This window comes from Gemmatimonadaceae bacterium, from assembly GCA_040882285.1.
GTDB lineage: Bacteria > Gemmatimonadota > Gemmatimonadetes > Gemmatimonadales > Gemmatimonadaceae > JACDCY01.
This window is the reverse complement of sequence record JBBEBQ010000025.1, coordinates 75,604-94,064: the sequence shown is the minus strand read 5'-3', so window position 1 is coordinate 94,064 and position 18,461 is coordinate 75,604. Positions and strand designations below refer to the sequence as shown.

The following is an 18,461-nucleotide window of genomic DNA, read 5'->3' as shown; positions in this document are numbered from 1 at the left end:
CACTTCATCGCCGCCCTGGAAGCGCACGGTCCGATCCCACCGCAGGTGCAGAGGTACCTCGACCAGCCGACGCTGCAGGATCTGCTGGGAGCCTGATCGAGCACGAAGGCACCGACGTGAAGCAGCTGTACGTGGGGCCGGGCCCGACCACGCTGTTCTTTCTCGCCGAGGCTTTCCTCGAGTACGAGCAGGGGTTCGCCGAGTGGCGGTTCAAGCACGTACAGCTGGTCGAGCGGGTGATCGGGCCGGGAACGGGCGGCACCGGCGGAACCCTGGGCGCGCGCTATCTCGCGAAGACCGTGAGCCAGCGGTTCTTCCCGAAGCTGTGGGAAGCGCGCGGTGAGATGTTCGTTAGCGGATAAGAAAGGAGCGCCCGCCGAAGCGGGTCCGCAGGGGTGGGAATCGCCCAAATATGGTAAGTTTTACCGATGTCCGTGAACGGCCTCGAGCCCATTTACCTCGACCACGCCGCCACCACTCCCGTCCGCGAGGAGGTCCGCGAAGCGATGGGCCCCTTCCTCGGCGCGAGCTTCGGCAACCCGTCGAGCACGCACCGCTGGGGCCGCGAGGCGCGCGCCGCGCTCGACGAGGCGCGCGAGCGCGTGGCCCGCACGCTCGGCGCCAGGACCGACGAGATCTGCTTCACCTCCGGCGGGACCGAGGCCGATAACATGGCCGTGCTCGGCATCTGGCGCGCGATGCGGAAGAAGAGTCGGCCCGCGTGCGTCAGCACGCCGATCGAGCACAAGGCCGTGCTCGGCGCCGTCCACCAGGTCGAGGCAGAGGGCGGCGACGTGCGGATGCTCGAAGTCTCAGGCGACGGACGCGTTCAGACGGAATCCGCGCACGACAAACTGCGCGACGACGTCGGCGTGTGCTCGGTGATATGGGTGAACAACGAGACCGGCGTGATCCAGCCGGTTCCCGAGATCGCCGCGCTGGCGAAAGCGGCCGGCGCGATCTTTCACACCGACGCGGTGCAGGCGTTCGGCAAGGTGGACATCGACGCGTCGAAGCAGCAGTTCGACGTGCTCTCCATCTCCGGCCACAAGATCTGCGCGCCCAAGGGAATCGGCGCGCTTTTCATTCGCCGTGGCACTCCGCTCGAACCGATCATGCACGGCGGCACGCAGGACCGCGGGCGGCGTCCCGGCACGGAGAACGTCGCCGCTGCCGTCGGGCTCGCCTGCGCGGCGGAGCTGGTCGTGGCGGAGCGCGATCAGGAAGACGCGCGGCTGCGCAAGCTGCGGGACGAGCTCGAGCGCGCGATCGTCGCGCGAGTGCCCGACGCCGTCGTTCACGGCCGCGGCGCGGCGCGCGCGCCGCACATTCTCAGCATCTCGGTGCCTGGGACCGACAGCGAGTCGCTGTTGATGGCGCTCGATCTGAACGGCGTCGCCGCGTCAGGCGGCTCGGCGTGTCAGAGCGGCAGCGTGTCGGGCTCGCACGTGCTCAAGGCGATGGGTGTGCGTCCCGAGCTGGCCTCCGCCGCGATCCGGATGAGTCTCGGCTGTCTCACCACGGACGATTGCGTGCGGCGGGTCGCGGAAGTGTTCCCCGCCCTCGTTGCCAAGGCGCGCTCAATGGCGGATTCCGCCGCGAGCTAGCGCACCCGGCGGCGTATCAGGATCGCGCCGTGCTCGTGGCCGGTCCCGAACCGCTGCGTCGCGTTCATCGAGTCAAGCCGCTCGATCGACTCGACGTCGTCGGTGGACATCGACCGAAGTATTTCATGCGTTCCCTGCCGCACGTTGTCGACGTACACGATTATCACCGGCTCGATCCCGACGGTTACGGGCGTCCCGCCGAGCGGGTCGGCCGCGGCGCGGGTCCGGAGCGTGGCCGAGCCCCGGGTGGAAAGCCAGTTCGACCGTCGCGATCTGATCAGGTCGTATACGCTGCCCACGGGCCGCGCGCGGATCTCTTCCGAAGTCAGCTGATTGCGGTCCGACTTGCGACTGTCCTGCGCTTCCGCGGTTGCCTGAAGGCCCGCGAGCGCAAGGAAAACCGCGACGACGGTGCGAGTGAACGAGTGCATGAGTGTGCCTCCGACCCTGAAATGATATGTTCTTCAAGATGGAGGAGAGCGATGCCGAACTGCAAGCTGGATTGACGTAATGCCGGGTATGCCCGACCGCGGGCTACGGTGGGCCGAGGTTTCCACCAATCGACCACGATGGAATCGAGGACGCGTTCGAGGGGAAGGCGTCGGCCATTCTCTATTTCTACAAGGGTGAATGGCTCACGCTGACCGGGGCGAACTAGACATTGTGGCGGGATTTGTGCAGCAGCCTAACCTGATTGGCGATCGGTCGATCTGACTCCCCCAACGACGGAGACGCATCATGACGGACGTGAACATTCAACAGCAGCCTGACAGTGGCGGCGGCGCGACATGGGCGTGGGTGATCGTAGTGGTGCTGCTGATCGGCGTCATCGCCTGGTTCCTGTTCGCGCGGGGTGGTGACGACGCTGATCTCAACATCGAGGTCACGACACCTGCTCCGGCAACGGCTCCCGCAACGACAGCGCCCGCGCCGAACCCGTAAGACAGCAGACTGTGCGCGGCGCCGGCGACAAACGCCGGTGCCGCGTTTTTGCGGGCATGGCCGGACGGCTCTCGCGTACGCTCGTTCGGGACGGCCGGACGCGATAGATTTCAGCATGTCCCCCACGCGTCCGATCCCGGGAACGAGAGTCCTCTGCGCCATGTCCGGCGGAGTGGACTCCTCCGTGGCCGCGGCCATGCTCGTCGAGCAGGGCTACGACGTAGTCGGCGCGACGATGAAGCTGTTCTGCCACGGCACGGACGTGCCCGACCGTCCGTGCTGCTCGCTCGATTCGGTGAACGACGCGCGGCGCGTGTGCGAGCGGCTCGGGATCCCGCACTACGTGATCAATCTCGAGGATCAGTTCGGGTCCGACGTCATCGACAACTTCGTGGACGAGTACTCGCGCGGGCGTACGCCCATCCCGTGCGTGCGGTGCAACACGTTCACCAAGTTCCGCGATCTCGTGAAGAAGGCCGACGCGATCGACGCGCGGTACGTCGCCACGGGCCATTATGCGCGGATGGTTAACGGCGAGCTGCACCGCGGCGTGGACGAGAACAAGGACCAGACCTACTTCCTGTGGGGGATCGACCGCGCCGTGCTGTCGCGGATGCTGCTGCCCGTCGGAGAGATGACCAAGGCCGAGACGCGCGCGCTGGCGCACGAGCTCGGGCTCGAGGTGGTCGCGGACAAGCCGGAGAGCCAGGAGATCTGCTTCGTGCCGGACGGCGACTACATGAAGATCCTGCGCGAGCGGCTGCCCGTGGACGCGCCGGCGCTGTCGAAGGGTCCGATCGTGACGAGCGACGGCCGCGTGATCGGCGAGCACGACGGATACGCGCGGTACACGATCGGCCAGCGGCGGGGTTTGCCGGGCGGGTTCGCGGAGCCGATCTACGTCGTCGCGATCCGGCCGCGCGATCGAGCGGTTGTGGTAGGCCCGCGTGAGGAGCTGCTCGGTCGCGGCGTGATCGCGCGCGAGGTGAACTGGCTCACGGACCCGCCGGCAGTTGGTACGAGCGTGCAGGTGCGCGTGCGCCACCGGGCTTCGCTGGCGGCGGGTGAACTATTGCGCGTGGATGGCGACGAGATCGAGATCGCGCTGGATGAGCCGGTGGCGGCCATCACCGCCGGCCAGAGCCTGGCTGTGTACGACGACGCCGGTAGGCTCCTCGGCGGGGGATTCATTGAAGGCGTGCCTCACTCGACTCGCGCTCTTCGGACGATCGCTGCATGATTCAGGGCCGATTGGCCTGACCTCAACCAACAGTCGCAATGAACCGCGCCGCGCTTCTCGCCTTCGCCGTGCTGGCCTGCTCCTCCACCGATGACACGGTGACGGACGCCACCAAACAGCGGCCGCTTCCGCACGACCCGCACTCCTACGCGCAGCCCGACAGCGCTCGCGTCACGCACGTGTCGCTCGATCTGACACCCGACTTCACCGCCAAGCGTCTTCGCGGCACGGCTCGCCTCGCCGTCGTTCGCACCGGCAACGCGGACAGCGTGATCCTGGACATGCGCGACCTCACCATCAAGCGAGTGGCGACCGCCGGCGGCGACTCCCTCGGCTTCAGCATCGGCGCCTCCAAGGAATTCCTCGGCGCTCCGCTCGCCGTCGCCCTCCCCGCACGCGACACATCCGCGCAGGCGCGGGCCGACACGATCGTCATCGAGTACGAGACCGCGCCCACGGCCGCGGCGGTGCAGTGGCTGTCGCCGGAGCAGACCGCGGGCAAGAAGCTTCCGTTCCTCTTCACCCAGGGTCAGGCGATCCTCACCCGCACGTGGGTGCCCACGCAGGACAGCCCCGGCATCCGCCAGACGTACGACGCCACGATCCACGTGCCTACCGGGATGCGCGCGGTCATGAGCGCCGAGAACATCGGCGCCGCCAGCGAGACCGACTCCGCCGGACTTTCCGTCTACCGCTTCCACCTGAAGCAACCGGTCCCGCCGTACCTGTTCGCGCTCGCGGTGGGCGACATCGCGTTCCGCGCGATCGGGACCAACACGGGCGTGTACGCGGAGCCGTCCGTCGTCGAGCAGGCGGCGTCGGAATTCTCCGAGGTGGACGCGATGGTCGCCGCCGCCGAGAAGCTGTACGGCCCGTATCGCTGGGGCCGGTACGACATTCTGGTGCTGCCGCCCTCCTTCCCCTTCGGCGGAATGGAGAACCCGATGCTCACGTTCGCGACGCCGACCATCCTTGCCGGCGACCGCTCGCTCGTGAGCCTCGTCGCGCACGAGCTGGCACACTCATGGTCCGGCAACCTCGTCACCAACGCGACGTGGGACGACTTCTGGATCAACGAAGGGTTCACTTCATATATAGAAGCGCGCATCATGGAAGAGCTGCGCGGCCGGCCGTACGCCGACATGCTGCGCGTGCTCGGCAGGCAGGATCTCGAGAACGCGATGGCCGATCTCGACAGCGCCGACACGCGGCTGCACCTGGATCTCGCGGGCCGCGACCCCGACGAGGGATTCAGCGACGTCGCGTACGAGAAGGGCTCGACGTTTCTCCAAACCATCGAGTCGGTGGTCGGCCGCCAGCGGCTCGATCAATGGCTGCGCGGCTACTTCGACCGCAACGCGTTCCAGCCGATGACGTCCGAGTGGCTCGTCGAGGATCTGCGAAGGAACCTGCTGACTCCCGGTGAAGCCGCGCGCGTCGACCTCGAAGCCTGGATCAATCGTCCCGGCATTCCCGCGAGCGCGGTGGCGGTCAGATCGGACGCTCTCGCCGCGGTGGACAGCCAGGTGGCGCGCTGGAATGGCGGCGCGGCCGCGTCCGCGCTGCAGACGGCGCAGTGGTCCACGCACGAGTGGCTGCACTTCCTGCGCGCGCTCCCCGACACCATCCCGACCGCCCGCCTCGCCGAGCTCGACGCGCGGTTCCGCCTGTCGTCCAGCGGCAACGCGGAGATACTCGGCCAGTGGCTGCTGCTCGCGATCAAGAACCGGTATGAGCCCGCGTTCCCCGCGCTCGCGCGCTTCCTGACTTCACAGGGAAGGCGGAAATTCCTGACGCCGCTGTACACCGAGATGATGAAGACGCCGTGGGGCGCGACGATGGCGCGCGACATCTATCGCCGTGCGCGGCCGACGTACCACGCGGTGTCGACCGGGACTATCGACAGGATCGTGCTCGCTCCGCGACCCTGACCTGGCGGAGAGTCACCGGTATCATCTCCTTCCAACCGCCGCGCGGGCGTCCAAGACACGAATCCACCGTGTGCGGCATCCTTCTCGAAACCACCTCGAGGAGGAAGGATGATTCCAGCGCATCGTTCGTGGCCGTTGCTTGCGGCATTCGTCGCCATCGCGGCCTGCGGAGGCGGAGGGAGCGGGGAACCGACCAGCCCGACCAGCCCCAACAATCCAGGCGCCCCCGCTTCGACCGCTTCCGTGGCGATGAGCACCACGTCCGATATCTATGGCGAGAGCAACACGTTCTCGCCGACGTCCGTGACGATCGCCCGGAGCGGCACGGTCACCTGGACCAACACGACCGGCACCGCTCACAACGTCAGCTTTGCCGGGAGCGGCGCGCCGGCGAACATCGCCAACCACAGCTCGGGCTCTACCGCGCGAACGTTCGCCAACGCGGGCACCTTCAGCTATCAGTGCACGAATCATTCGGGGATGACCGGTTCCGTCACCGTCCAGTGACCCCGTTCATTGGTCGAGGGTGATCAACGGAAGGAGCGGCCTCAGCGAGCGGGGGCACTGCCGAAAGCGCAGCGCCTGACCGCCGGCGGAACCCAAAACAACAGGTGGTAACGCCAGCGCAAAGAGCCTTAACCCCACCGAGTCCTACCCTCGGCGTCTTGACACGCGCAACAGCGACCCGCATTATCTGCCCGTCGCATCACGCCCCTCCCAAAGGCGTGATGCGATCGCGTTTGCGGTCCCACCACATCCCTGGAGAACCCATGGGCACTCGCACGTTGTTGCGAACGAGCCTGGCAGCAATGCTCTTGCTGCTGGTAGTCCCGACGTTTCTCGCTGCACAGGAACGGCAGATATCGGGTCGCGTGACCCGCTCCGGCTCGATCGATCCCGTCCCGGACGTTCAGATCTCGGTGCTCAACGTCGCCGAAGGCCGGACGACGCGCACCAACGCCGACGGACGTTACTCGATTACCGCGCCGGCGGGCGACGTGCGGCTGCAGGTCCGCGCCATCGGTTACACGCGCCGGGAGATTCTGGTACCGGCCGGCACGTCCACGCTCGACATCGTGCTCGTCCAGGACTTCTTCCGACTCAGCGAAGTGGTCGTCACCGGACAGGCGACGACTGTCGAGCGGCGGAGCGCGACGACCGCGATCGCGTACGTCAGCGGCGAAGAGCTCTCCCGGGTGACCGCGCCGACGTTCGAGAACGCGCTCACTGGTAAAGTCAGCGGAGTCAACCTCCAGTCGAATTCCGGCGCCCCCGGCGGCGGAATCCAGATGCAGATCCGCGGCAACAACACCATCCTCGGCGCGTACGACCCGCTGTACGTGATTGACGGCGTCATCTACTCGAACGCGCGGATCGCCAGCGGACGAGGCGTCGTCACTAACGCGGCTTTCGCGACGGCCGAAGACGACGCGGTCAACCGCGTCGCCGACATCAACCCGTCCGATATCGCCAGCATCGAGATCCTGAAAGGCGCGGCCGCGTCTTCCATTTACGGATCCAAGGCCGCGAACGGCGTGGTCATCATCACGACCCGACGCGGGCAGCAGGGACGCCCGCGCGTCCGTCTCACTCAGCGGCTCGGCCAGTTCACGCCGCTCAAGACGCTCGAGAGCCGCCGGTTCACGCAGGCGGAGGCGGTCGATAAGTACGGCACGAGCGTGGCCCAGTGGTTCACTCCCGATCCGAACCCGTACTTCAACCACTACGACAAGGTGTTCACGGGCCGCGAGGTTTCCTGGGAGACCGCCGCTGACGTCAGCGGAGGAACGGAGAACACCCGCTACCTGGTGGGAGCCACGTTCAAGCGCGACGGCGGCATCGAGCCCAACACGGGCTTCCGACGCCAGGGATTGCGCGTAAACCTCGACCAGATCGTGAATTCGCGGTTCGACGTCAAGCTGTCGACTGTGTTCAACCGCGCCGAGCACGACCGCGGCTGGAACAACAACTGTAACAACTACGCGTGTCACGGCTACGCTTTTCCGTACACGCCCAGCTTCGTCGACCTTTCGCGTCGCGACGCGAACGGGAACTTCGTAACCCCCGATTGGGGAATCCAGTCGAACACCATTCAGCTCGCCAACCTCGCGGTCAACCACGAGGAGACCAACCGGTTCACCGGCGGCGCGACGCTGAACTACAACGCGATCGCCGGCGACCGGCAGTCGCTTCGCTTCGTCCTCGGTGGCGGGCTCGACGCGTTCCAGCAGAGCAACGACGTCTGGACGCCCAACGAGCTGTTCTCGGAGATACCGCAGTCGCTGCCCGGTGAGGCGATCGAGCAGGCAGGCCGGAGCCAGTCCTTCAACTGGAACGCCAACCTGATCCACGCGCTAAGCCCCGGCGGGTTCTGGTCCGCGACGACGTCGGCCGGTATTCAGTACGAGGACCGCCAGCTCAACACGAGCAGAATCAGATCGCAGGACCTCGTGCCCGGCCAGCGAAACGTCGGCCAGGGAACGATCACGACCGGAACGGAGAACCTGAGCCAGGAGAGGACCTTCGCCTGGTACGCGCAGGAAGAGCTGCGCATGTTCGCTGACCGGCTGCTCGTTCAGGGCGGACTCCGCGCCGAGAAGAGCAGCGTGAACGGCGATATCGACAAGTACTTCATCTTTCCCAAGCTGTCGGCTTCCTTCCGGTTCCTGAACCTGCTGGGAATGGGCAGCGAGGTCAAGCCGCGCTTCGCCTACGGCGAGACGGGCAACCAGCCGCTGTTCGGCCAGAAGTTCACTCTGCTGGGAACGCCGCTGCTCGGCGGGCAGCAGGGATTCACGATTGCCGGTGCATCCGGCTTCCCGGGAGTCGAGCCGGAGCGCGTCAAGGAGATCGAGCTCGGGCTCGATGGGTTCGCGATGAACGGAAGGCTCACATGGGAGCTCACGACATTCAACCGGAACACCACCAACCTCCTGCTGCTGCGTGTGCCCGCGCCGTCCACCGGCTTCACCAGCCGCGTGTTCAACGGCGGCAAGATCAAGAACACGGGAGTCGAGATCGGGCTCGGGTTCACGCCGATCCAGCGGGAGAACATGCAGTGGGTTTCCCGCGGCACGTTCACGAAGTACGACAGTGAAGTTCTCGACCTCGCGGGGCTGCCGCCCTTCCGCCCGAACCTCTCCGGCTTCGGCGGACTCGGCGTCACGTTCATCCGAGTCGGCGACCCGCTGACGCAGCTGATCGGCCGGGCCTTCAACCCGGACGGCACGCGCACGACGGCGACGGACATCACGATAGGAAACACCGCGCCGGACTTCCGCATGGGCTTCGTCAACGACTTCTCGTTCGGCCGCTGGAGCCTCAACGCAGTGCTCGACTACCAGAAGGGCGGCGACATCATCAACCTCACGCAGTTCCTGTACGACGACGCGGGCACTCCCGCGGATTTCGGAAGTGAGGCGCACGCCGAGCGCATGAACGGCTACAACAACGGCGTGATCGTCCCGTACATCGAGGACGCGACGTTCGTGAAGCTGCGCGAGCTGAGCCTCGGGGTCGACATTCCGCCTTCGATGTTCCGCGGGATGAGATGGGGCGTGGACGACGCGCGCGTCAGTCTCACGGGTCGCAACCTGTTCACCTGGTCGGACTACAGCGGGCTCGATCCGGAGGTCGCAAACCTCGGATCCGCGGCGATCCGCAACAATCTCGACGTCGCGCCATACCCGCCCAGCCGGGCCATTTTCCTCAACATCACCTTGGGGTTCTGATGACTTCCATACTTCGACGGATACAGGGCGCGCGCGTGGGTATGCGCGCCCGCAGCGCAGGCGTCGTGCTGGTGGGAGCCATCTCGCTCGCCTCCTGCCGTGACTTCAACGTACAGGACACGAACGCGCCCACGCAGGACGCGTTGACCGCGGCGCCGACGCGCGCGGTGCTGGCGCGGAACGCGACCGGCGTTCAGATCCAGGCCTTCAACGACCTCCCCACGGAGCTCGAGTTCTATTCGATCTACGGACGCGAGGGCTACAATCTCCTGGGCAACGACCCCCGCGAGACGGGCGAGCAGATCCGCGGCCCGCAGGACGCGGGCGGCCGATCAGGCGGCGCCTGGCTCGGCAAGTACCAGGCGATCCGAACGATCAACACGTACCTCGCGGCTCTCGCCAATTCGACCGGTCTGAGCGCCGCCGAGCTGAGCGCCTCATCCGGCTTCGCCAAGACGTATAAGGCGTACCACCTCTTCCGGCTGGCCGTGCGCAGCGGCGCCACGGGGATTCCGATCGACGTGGACCGGGCCATCTCGGACGATCCCGCACCGTTCGTCCCGTTCGCCGACGCGATGGCGGCAGCCACCACGCTGCTGAATGAGGCCGCGGCGGAGCTCCAGGCCAGCGGAGCTGCATTCCCGTTCACCTTCGTGCCCGGTTACACCGGGTTCACGACGCCCGCCACGTTCCTGCAGTTCAACCGTGCGCTGGCGGCGGACGTACTCGTTCATCGGGCGACGTTCAACAGCTGCTCGGCATGCTGGGCCGAGGCCAACACCGCGATCGGAGCATCGTTCGTGACGACGGCCGGGCTCCCGGGCTCGCTCGCGAACGGAGTGTACTTCGGTTACACCGGCTCGGCGGGAGAACTGTCCAACCCCGTCACGGCCGCGCTCAGCTCGAACACGTACTGGATCCATCCATCCGTCGTGACCGGAGCGCAGCTCCGTAGCGACGGCCCGCCCGACCTGCGCCTCACCACGAAGACGATGGACGCGGGGCGGTCGCGCACGTTGAACGAGCTGACCGGCACACACAAGCCGGTCATGTACAACAGCACGTCGGATCCAGCGGCGGCCAACACCGGCGCCGACATTCCCTGGATCACCAACGAGGAGCTGCTGCTGCTCCGCGCTGAGATCCGGTGGAACACCGCCAACAAGCTCGGCGCAATCGACGACATAAACCTCGTCCGGCAGCACGCCGGCGGGTTGCCAGCGTCGAGCCTCACCATCGTCAGTAGCGATGCGGCGTTCGTGACGGAGCTGCTCTACAACCGGCTGTACTCGCTGCTGTGGCAGCAGGGCACGCGCTGGATCGACGCCCGACGGTACGGCCGAACGGCCACGTTGCCGCTGGACAGGGCGGGCGACGTCATCCATCCGAACATGTTGGTCCCGGCATCGGAGTGCGATGCGCGCGGACTGTCGGTTCCGTGCGCGCCGTAGCTAGCGAGCTTCGGAAATGACAAAGGCCGGCAAGACGAAAGTCTTGCCGGCCTTTTTTTCTGGAAACAACCGCGTCAGCCCACCCGGCGATTCGCGGCGAGCCGGTACTGCGCCGGAGTCACCCCGAAGCGCCGCTTGAAAAGATTCGTGAAATGACTCTGGTCGTAGAACCCGGCGCGCAGCGCAACCGAGGACAGCGGCTCTTCGCTCTCCAGCAGGTCGCGCACGGCGCGCTCGATCCGCAGCTGCCGGATGCGCTCCCCTACCGTGATCCGGAAAGCCGACCGGTAGCTTCTCGCTAGCGTCGCCGGTGCCACACCGACTGCCCGTGCCACTCCGCTGAGCGCGATCTTGGACGGGTAGAGCTCGCGAATCATCTCGTCCGCCTCGTGCAGCCAGCGCGGCATGTCCGCCGGGCTCACGGGCATGGGTTCCCGCGCGAGCGTCGCGAGTAGCTCGAGCAGCAGCCCCTCGATCGCGATCGCCGCGGACTCGTCGCCGGCATCGAGCTCGGCGAGCAGCCGGTTGACGATGCTGCCGGCGTGCGCGCCGGATACGTGAATGCGCTCGTCGAGCAGCTGGTGAATGGGACGGGAGTCAACGAAGCGGCGGCGGTCCACGTCGATTCGAAGCCCGTGCGTTTCGCTCGCGCCGAACCGGTTCCAGTGGGTCTCGCCGGCGGGCGTCACCTTGAGCGAGTCCGACAGGCAGTCCACCGCCTGCCCGCCCACGTATTCCGTGAAGCGGCCGCGCAGCACGTAACACAACGTGGGGTCGTCGTGCATGTGCCTGGGCAGCTCCGTCCCCTGCGGATGGACGCCCCGGTACAGCGAGAAGCCGGGCACGCTCATCATCCGCGAGCGGTAGCGCGCAGCGCGATCCAGGTCCGAGCCGTTGGTGCTCACGTCTGCAACATCGCAGCATCGCTCGTGCCCGCGCAACAGCCGAATTGGCCGAGGGTCACGCGCGTCCAACGTCCGGCGTGTCCTACAAGACCGCCGCGGGCCTGCGGCGGTATTCTGCTCCGGTAAACCACACAGGAGGAACATCCATGATGTCAGCACTTCGTCCGTGGTCGTTGAGAGCAATGGTCTTCAGCGCGGTTCTTGCGTGCGGCGGTGGAGGGGGCGGCGACATAACTCCCCCACCCCCTCCACCTCCTCCACCACCGCCACCGCCGTCCGGATCGACGTTTACCATGGGCGCGGCTTCCTTCGCCCCGGCCAGCGTGACGATCGCGGTCAACGGCACGGTCACATGGAACAACACCAGTGGGATCACGCACAACGTCACCTTCGCGGCGACTACGGGCGCGCCGGCCAACATCGGCGATCACAGCTCCGGAAGCAACCAGCGCACGTTCGGCACGGCCGGCACGTTCAACTTCAGCTGCACGCTGCACGGGGGAATGAACGGATCAGTCGTAGTCCAATGACGGAAATCCACTCAGGCGGACGCCGCGCAGCGCGCGGCGTCCGCGTCGCCGCGCTGGCACTGCTGGCCGCGGCGCCGGCGTCGCTCGCCGGCCAGCGACTCATTGATTACACCCCCAATACGCGCCCGGCCTGGACCCTGGACAGGTGGCAGCCGGCCCTGATCCTGTCGCACCGCTTCGAGCTGGTCGAAGGGGGCGACGAGCTGATCAGCATTCCGACGATGACCTTCGGCACCGCGCTCGGCAGCCGGCTCGCGCTCGGGCTCGACTACACGTCGAACAGCGAGGTGAGCGCCGAAAGCATCGGCGGCAACGAGACGCAATGGTGGGCAGCGTATCGCGGGCCGTCGGGCAACCGCGGCGCGATCAGCGCTCTATTCGCCTACAATACCGCGGCCAACAGCTTCGACGGCGCGATCACCACGCGGGCGCGCGCGGGGTTCGTCTCGCTCGTGGGCGAGGCGCGCGCGTTCTCCGACGCGTTCGGTACCGGCGACGGCGGATTCGCCGGCGCCGCCGGCGCCGTCTTCCATCTCACCGAATATCTCGCGCTCGCCGGCGACGTCGGCCGCGCTTTCACTCCGGACACGATGGGAACCGTGTGGAGCGGCGCGATCGCGTTCGCGTTTCCCGGCACCCGCCACCACTTCTCGTTCCACGCCACGAACGGAGGAGCGGTGACCCTCCAGGGAACGTCGCGGAAGAAGGCGTACGGACCGGAGCCGGTCCGGTACGGCTTCGCCTTCGTCGCGCCCCTCGGCACCGCTTCCCAGTGGTCGCGGATATTCCGCAGAAGCGCGCCCACACCCCAGCCGGCCGCGGAGCTGGCCGAAGGTGCGACAGTGCGGGTGAACATCAAGGACCTCGCGTTCTCGCCGGCTACGCTGCGCATCAAGGTCGGGCAGACGGTCGAATGGGTGAACGGCGATCCGCTGGCGCACACGGTGACCGCGGACGACAAGAGCTGGGGGAGCGGGTTCGTCAATCAGGGCGGGAGGTTCACGTACCGGTTCACCCAGGCTGGGTCGTTTCCCTACCATTGCGAGCCGCACCCGCAGATGAAAGCAACCGTTGTCGTCGAGCCCTGATAAAAACGGGTCCGGGCAACAGGTTCTTGGTTCCAGGTGTCCGGTTAACTAATTGGTGGACGGTTCACGGTTAGCGGTTGAAGGTTTGAGGTTCATGCGTGCCGCGTGGGGGGAAAGGAGGACTTTGTTTCTCAAGGCGAAGAGCATGCGCCGCGCGCTGCCGATTTGCTGCGAGAGATCTTCCCAGGCCGGCGCGCTCAACACGCCATAGTCCTTGGCGAGCTCGCACTCAGCTTCAAGCTCAAAAGTGGACTTGATGCCGATGCCAAGGAAGCGCGCAAATTCCCGCTGGGACCCCGCGCCGCAACCTTCGGCGATGTTGAACACGATCGATTCCGCAGCCCGCACCGTCTGCGACTGAAGCGACCCGTATCCGGTCGAAGGAAAACTTTTCGTAGCTGCGCGCACCACGAGTGCAAGCTCGTGGGCGTGTTTCCAGACGCGCAGCTTACGGTGATCCTGCATTCCGAAAAGTCTCGGAACGCACCGCTCCGTATCTAACCAATCAATCCTGCACACAACCGGAGCATTCCGACCGACACCATGAACCCTTGACCGGGTCACCTTGCAACCGGTCAGTTAACCGAAAACCCAGAACCAGAAACCTGTTGCCCGAACCCTGCTTTTCGGAATCTCGCGCTAGTACTTCAACCCTCCCGCCGCCGCGAAATCCTCCATCGCCTTCTTCTGCTCCGCTGACAGCTCCTCCGGCACCGACACGCTCACCTCGACCATCAGATCCCCGCGCGCGGTGTCCTTCTGCACTCCCAGTCCCCGCACCCGGAACCGCTTGCCGGCCGGCGTGCCGGCGGGGATCCGCAGACTCACCTTCTTTCCGTCGATCGACTTCACGTTGATCTTCGAGCCCAGCGTCGCCTGCGCGATGTTGATCGGCACCTTGGCCACGAGATCGAGCCCTTCGCGCGTGTAGAACCTGTCGGGCTTCACCTTGAACACGATGACGAGGTCGCCGGCCGGACCGCCGTTCCGTCCGCGCCCGCCCTGCCCTTTCATCCGGATCTTCGAGCCGGTGTCGGTTCCCGGCGGAACGGTGATGAGCACCTTCTTCCGGCTGCTGATCTCGCCGCGGCCCGCGCACGTCCTGCACGGCTCCGACGGGACCTGTCCCTTGCCGAGACACACTGGGCAGGGCCGGTTCACCGCGAACCCGCCCTGCGCGAACGACAACACCCCGCGTCCATTGCACTCGGCGCAAACCTTCGCGGAGCTGCCCGGCGCGCCGCCCGTGCCGCCGCAGGTCGCGCACTGCTCGCTCACCTCCATCTCCACCGGCACCTTGCCGCCGAGTACGGCTGTCCGGAACGGGACGTCGAGCATCGTCTCCACCGACTGCCCCTGCTCGGGGGCGCGCGACCGCTGCTTCGCCCCGCCGCCGAACATCGAGCCGAACAGGTCACCGAGCCCGCCCAGACCGCCGATGTCGAAGTCCTCGAAGTTGATCGACGAGCCGCCGCGCGGCTGCGACGCGCCGCGCCGCCCGCGGGTGAAGCCGTCGAATGCGCCGAGACTGCGCATCTCGTCGTACTTCTTCCGCTTCTCCGGATCGCCGAGGACGTTGTGCGCCTCCGAGATCTCCTTGAACCGCTCGGCGGCCTTCGGATCGCTGCTGTTCGCGTCCGGGTGGTACTGCTTAGCGAGCTTGCGGTACGCCTTCTTGATCTCGTCGGCGGTCGCCTTCGAGGTCAGTCCCAGGACCGCGTAGAAATCCTTCTGCGCCATGTCAGGGAGCTGGTTGCGTCAGCCGTTCCACTGCCGCACGACCACGCGCGCGGGACGCAGGAGCTGGCCGTTGAACACGTAGCCCGGCTGATACACGCGCGCTACCGTGTGATCGTCCTCCTCCGCCACCGCCGGCTCGGTCGACACCGCCTCGTGCCGCGCGGGATCGAACTGCTCGTCCACGGGGTTCACGATCTCGAGCCCGGCGGCGTTGAGCGTCTTCATCACCTTTCGCTCCACCATCTGCACGCCCTCGACGATCGTGGTGGGATCGGTGACGGCGGGGTCCACGTGCGCGAAGCGGGCGAGATCGTCCAGCGCTTCGATGAGCTGCTTGACCAGGTCGCGCTGTCCCCGCGACTCGGCCTCCTCGCGCTCCTTGAGGCTGCGCTTCCTGTAGTTGTCGTACTCGGCCGCGAGGCGCAGGTACTTCTCGCGGTGCTCGTCGACGGGAGCGGGCCGGCTGGCCGCGCCCGGCGGCTCCACGTCCACGGCGCCGCCGCCCGACCGCCATTCGTTCGGCGCCGCTTCGTCGTCCGGGGCCGGTGACGCCGAAGGAGGCGGCGCTTCGCCGAACGGCTCCTGCTCCAGCATCTCGGCTTCCGCTTCTTCCTGCTTCCTGCGAGAGTGTTTCCGTGTCATGGCGTCAAGTTAACCAGCGAAATAACGTCGTACCAAGTCGAGCGCGGCCTGCGCCGCGCGCCGGCGAACTTCGTCCCGATCCCCGAGCAGTCGCAGCTGCTTCGCGACCATTTCGTCCGGCGTGGCGAGCGCGATCCACACCGTTCCGACCGGCTTCTCCACGGAGCTACCGCCCGGCCCGGCGACGCCCGTGATCCCCACCCCGAGATCGACGCCGAACCGGCGGCGCGCGGCCGACGCCATCGCGGTCACGATCTCTTCACTAACCGCGCCATGCCGCTCGATCGCCTCCCGCTCCACGCCGAGCAGCTCGATCTTGACCTCGTTGTCGTAGGCGATCACACCACCCGCGAACACGTCGCTGGATCCCGCGATCGCCGTGAGTCGCTGGCCGAGCATGCCGCCGGTGCAGCTCTCCGCTACGGCGAGCCGCCGCCCCGCGCTCCGGCAGCCCGCGAGCACGACCTCCGCGAGATCGGTCGTGCCCTCCGCGTATGCATACGGCGCGAGACGCGTGGAAAGTTTCCGCGCCGCCCCGCGGAGCTTCTCGTCAGCCTCGGCGGCGGGCAGTCCGCGCGCCGTGAGCCTGAGGTCGACGCCCTCGACGCCCGGGAGGTACGCCAGCGACAAGCCGTCCACGCCCTCCGCGTAATCGCCGAGCAGCGCGGGCAGCCGCGATTCCGGAACGCCGGTCGTCCGCACGGCGAGCGATAAAACCACACTGTCGCCCGGCGCGGCCGCGCGGACCAGATCGCGCACGCTGCCGTTGAACATCTCGCGCATCTCGCGGGGCACGCCCGGCAGCACGGCGACCCAACGCTTGTCGGCGCGCTCGACGAACACGCCGGGCGCGGTTCCGTGATTGTTCGGCAACACCCGCGCGCCGCGCGGCAGCATGGCCTGCGAGAGATTGGCGGGCGGCAACGGCTCCGATCTTCCGCGGGAGCGCCAGATCTCCTCCAGCCGCGCGACGACGGCGGCATTGCGCTCGAGCTCGACTCCGAGAGCGGCGGCCACGGCGCCCATCGTGACGTCGTCGCTGGTGGGACCGAGTCCGCCGGTGGTGATCACGCCATCGGCGCGAGCCAGCGCGTCCCGCACCGCCGCGGCGATGGCGTCGCGGTCGTCTCCGACCGTTGCGCGTCGCGCTACCTCCACGCCCAGCGCTGCCAGCTCGCCGCCCAGAAACGCGGAGTTGGTGTCGATCGTGAAGCCAAGCAGGAGCTCGTCACCGATGGTGATCAGCTCTACCCGCATGTCACCGCGTCGTCGTGGTCTGCCGGGCGAACACGTAGGAGTAGCGGCGCATGTACAGCGCGAGCGAGTACATGGTGAGAATGACGGCGCCCGTCATCGAGCCGAGCCCGACCATGCCGTTGAACAGCGCGAACGCGTGCCACACAGAGCCGCCCCACTGGGCTTCCGCCGCCAGCGTCGCCGCGAACAGCCAGAAGTAAGCCGCGCCGATCCACGTCGCCTGAAAGCCGGTTTTTAGCTTGGCCGGTCCGATGGCCGAGATGATGACGCCGCGGCGCGCGGCGGCCGCGCGGAACAGCGTCATGAACAGCTCCCGCCCGAGCACCGCCGCGAGTATCCACCAGGGCAGTCCGACGGGACCGAAAAAAGTCTCGAAGGGGTACGCGCGCGGATCCGCTTCGACGCCGAGGAAGCGAGCCAGCCAGTGGTAGCGCGGCTGCATCATCAGGTAGATCGGGACCAGCGTGGCGACGAGCAGGATCTTGTCGGCCAGCGGATCCAGCATGCGACCCAGGTCCGTCTCGAGCTTGCGGGTCCGCGCGAGCCTGCCGTCCCAGTAATCCGTCACCGCCGCGCCGATGTACAGCGCGAAGCCGGTCAATCGCATCGCGACGGACGGGATGAAGGGGAGTATGAGGAGGAACGGCGCCGTGGCGATGCGCGCGGCGGACAGGGAGTTCGGCAGGTTCATCGCGCGGCCTCGCTCACGCCAGCGCCTTGAGGACCAGCTTGCTGACCGCCTTCAGGGTCTCGAACACGCCGTCGCCCCGGATGGCGATCCCCTCGAAGTGCGGCGCGCGCTCGATCCACTGTCCGTCGGGCGTCTGGTCCACGAGGTTCTGGCCCGCGTGATACGGATCCGGCGCGACGCGCTGCCGGCCGGGATCGGTGACCTCCCAGCCCGGGTTGAGCGACGCCTGCATCTCCTCCACGGTCGAGATGTTGGGCAGGTCCCGTTTGTTGTACTGCACGACGAACGGCATCTTGGTGATGTCGTAGCCGTACTCGGCCATGTTGTCGTACAGGTTCTGCATCGATTCCTGGTTGGCCTCGAGGCGCTCCCGCTGCGAGTCGGCGACGAACACGATGCCGTCCACGTTCTTGAGGATCAGCTTGCGGCTCGCGTTGTAGTAGACCTGTCCGGGGACGGTGTACAGGTGGAAGCGCGTCTTGAAGCCGCGGATGGTGCCGAGGTCCACCGGCAGGAAGTCGAAGAAGAGCGTGCGCTCGGTCTCGGTGGCGAGCGAGATCAGCTTCCCGCGCGTCTCCGGCTTCACCTTGCCGTACACGTGCTCGAGGTTCGTGGTCTTGCCGCCGAGTCCGGGACCGTAGTACACGATCTTGCAGTTGATCTCGCGCGAGGCGTAGTTGATCATCGACATCGCGCGCTCCTAACT

The 18,461-nt window shown here is 66.9% G+C and carries 18 protein-coding genes; 10 read left to right on the top strand and 8 right to left on the bottom strand.

Annotated elements, in window-relative coordinates; all coding sequences use genetic code 11:
- Window positions 1–116 precede the first annotated feature (116 nt).
- Window positions 117–362 (top strand): tryptophan 2,3-dioxygenase family protein, encoded by a 246-nt coding sequence (locus WEA80_12455; GenBank protein MEX1187393.1) that lies wholly within the window; start codon window positions 117–119, stop codon window positions 360–362.
- 66 nt (window positions 363–428) lie between these two features.
- Window positions 429–1,607 carry a cysteine desulfurase family protein gene (locus WEA80_12450; protein ID MEX1187392.1) on the top strand — a complete coding sequence of 393 codons (1,179 nt, stop codon included), beginning with the start codon at window positions 429–431 and terminating at the stop codon, window positions 1,605–1,607.
- Here the strand turns inward: WEA80_12450 and WEA80_12445 are convergent.
- The gene (locus WEA80_12445) at window positions 1,604–2,038 is read right to left on the bottom strand and encodes a hypothetical protein (protein MEX1187391.1); all 435 of its coding nucleotides are present in this window, start codon (window positions 2,036–2,038) and stop codon (window positions 1,604–1,606) included. The genes WEA80_12450 and WEA80_12445 overlap by 4 nt on opposite strands.
- Window positions 2,039–2,345: 307 nt before the next feature.
- Here WEA80_12445 and WEA80_12440 point away from each other — a divergent pair, with 307 nt between their 5' ends.
- From WEA80_12440 to WEA80_12415, 6 genes are all read left to right on the top strand, one after another.
- Window positions 2,346–2,549, top strand: a complete 204-nt coding sequence (locus WEA80_12440) for a hypothetical protein (protein MEX1187390.1) — start codon at window positions 2,346–2,348, stop codon at window positions 2,547–2,549.
- Window positions 2,550–2,664: 115 nt separating this feature from the next.
- Window positions 2,665–3,789, top strand: coding sequence for a tRNA 2-thiouridine(34) synthase MnmA (gene mnmA, locus WEA80_12435; protein MEX1187389.1), 1,125 nt, complete (start codon window positions 2,665–2,667; stop codon window positions 3,787–3,789).
- A 38-nt stretch (window positions 3,790–3,827) separates the two neighbouring features.
- Window positions 3,828–5,720 (top strand): M1 family metallopeptidase, encoded by a 1,893-nt coding sequence (locus tag WEA80_12430; GenBank protein MEX1187388.1) that lies wholly within the window; start codon window positions 3,828–3,830, stop codon window positions 5,718–5,720.
- A 108-nt stretch (window positions 5,721–5,828) separates the two neighbouring features.
- Window positions 5,829–6,227, top strand: a complete 399-nt coding sequence (locus tag WEA80_12425) for a plastocyanin/azurin family copper-binding protein (GenBank protein ID MEX1187387.1) — start codon at window positions 5,829–5,831, stop codon at window positions 6,225–6,227.
- A 302-nt stretch (window positions 6,228–6,529) separates the two neighbouring features.
- The gene (locus tag WEA80_12420; GenBank protein ID MEX1187386.1) at window positions 6,530–9,451 is read left to right on the top strand and encodes a SusC/RagA family TonB-linked outer membrane protein; all 2,922 of its coding nucleotides are present in this window, start codon (window positions 6,530–6,532) and stop codon (window positions 9,449–9,451) included.
- The gene (locus tag WEA80_12415) at window positions 9,451–10,902 is read left to right on the top strand and encodes a RagB/SusD family nutrient uptake outer membrane protein (protein ID MEX1187385.1); all 1,452 of its coding nucleotides are present in this window, start codon (window positions 9,451–9,453) and stop codon (window positions 10,900–10,902) included. Before WEA80_12420 ends, WEA80_12415 begins: the two co-directional genes overlap by 1 nt.
- Before the next feature lie 74 nt (window positions 10,903–10,976).
- On the opposite strand, the gene WEA80_12410 is transcribed toward WEA80_12415, so the two are convergent.
- Window positions 10,977–11,807: a helix-turn-helix domain-containing protein gene (locus WEA80_12410; GenBank protein ID MEX1187384.1), complete on the bottom strand. Its 831-nt coding sequence runs from the start codon at window positions 11,805–11,807 to the stop codon at window positions 10,977–10,979.
- A 293-nt stretch (window positions 11,808–12,100) separates the two neighbouring features.
- Here WEA80_12410 and WEA80_12405 point away from each other — a divergent pair, with 293 nt between their 5' ends.
- Both WEA80_12405 and WEA80_12400 read left to right on the top strand, forming a co-directional pair.
- Window positions 12,101–12,337 carry a plastocyanin/azurin family copper-binding protein gene (locus tag WEA80_12405; GenBank protein MEX1187383.1) on the top strand — a complete coding sequence of 79 codons (237 nt, stop codon included), beginning with the start codon at window positions 12,101–12,103 and terminating at the stop codon, window positions 12,335–12,337.
- A complete protein-coding gene (locus WEA80_12400) occupies window positions 12,334–13,425 on the top strand; it encodes a cupredoxin family copper-binding protein (GenBank protein ID MEX1187382.1) in 1,092 nt (363 codons plus the stop codon). The genes WEA80_12405 and WEA80_12400 overlap by 4 nt, the downstream gene beginning before the upstream one ends.
- Before the next feature lie 48 nt (window positions 13,426–13,473).
- Here WEA80_12400 and WEA80_12395 read toward each other — a convergent pair whose 3' ends face one another.
- The 6 genes from WEA80_12395 to WEA80_12370 all read right to left on the bottom strand — a co-directional run bounded on the left by WEA80_12395 (window position 13,474) and on the right by WEA80_12370 (window position 18,446).
- Window positions 13,474–13,890 (bottom strand): four helix bundle protein, encoded by a 417-nt coding sequence (locus WEA80_12395; protein MEX1187381.1) that lies wholly within the window; start codon window positions 13,888–13,890, stop codon window positions 13,474–13,476.
- Window positions 13,891–14,064: 174 nt separating this feature from the next.
- Window positions 14,065–15,165 carry a J domain-containing protein gene (locus WEA80_12390; protein ID MEX1187380.1) on the bottom strand — a complete coding sequence of 367 codons (1,101 nt, stop codon included), beginning with the start codon at window positions 15,163–15,165 and terminating at the stop codon, window positions 14,065–14,067.
- An 18-nt stretch (window positions 15,166–15,183) separates the two neighbouring features.
- Window positions 15,184–15,807 carry a nucleotide exchange factor GrpE gene (locus WEA80_12385; GenBank protein MEX1187379.1) on the bottom strand — a complete coding sequence of 208 codons (624 nt, stop codon included), beginning with the start codon at window positions 15,805–15,807 and terminating at the stop codon, window positions 15,184–15,186.
- Window positions 15,808–15,816: 9 nt separating this feature from the next.
- Entirely contained in the window at window positions 15,817–17,064 is a 1,248-nt protein-coding gene (locus WEA80_12380; GenBank protein ID MEX1187378.1) for a competence/damage-inducible protein A, read from the bottom strand.
- 1 nt (window position 17,065) lies between these two features.
- A complete protein-coding gene (locus WEA80_12375; protein ID MEX1187377.1) occupies window positions 17,066–17,755 on the bottom strand; it encodes a CDP-alcohol phosphatidyltransferase family protein in 690 nt (229 codons plus the stop codon).
- Window positions 17,756–17,768: 13 nt separating this feature from the next.
- Complete coding sequence (locus tag WEA80_12370) at window positions 17,769–18,446, bottom strand: GTPase domain-containing protein (protein ID MEX1187376.1); 678 nt, start codon at window positions 18,444–18,446, stop codon at window positions 17,769–17,771.
- Between the last annotated feature and the right edge of the window lie 15 nt (window positions 18,447–18,461).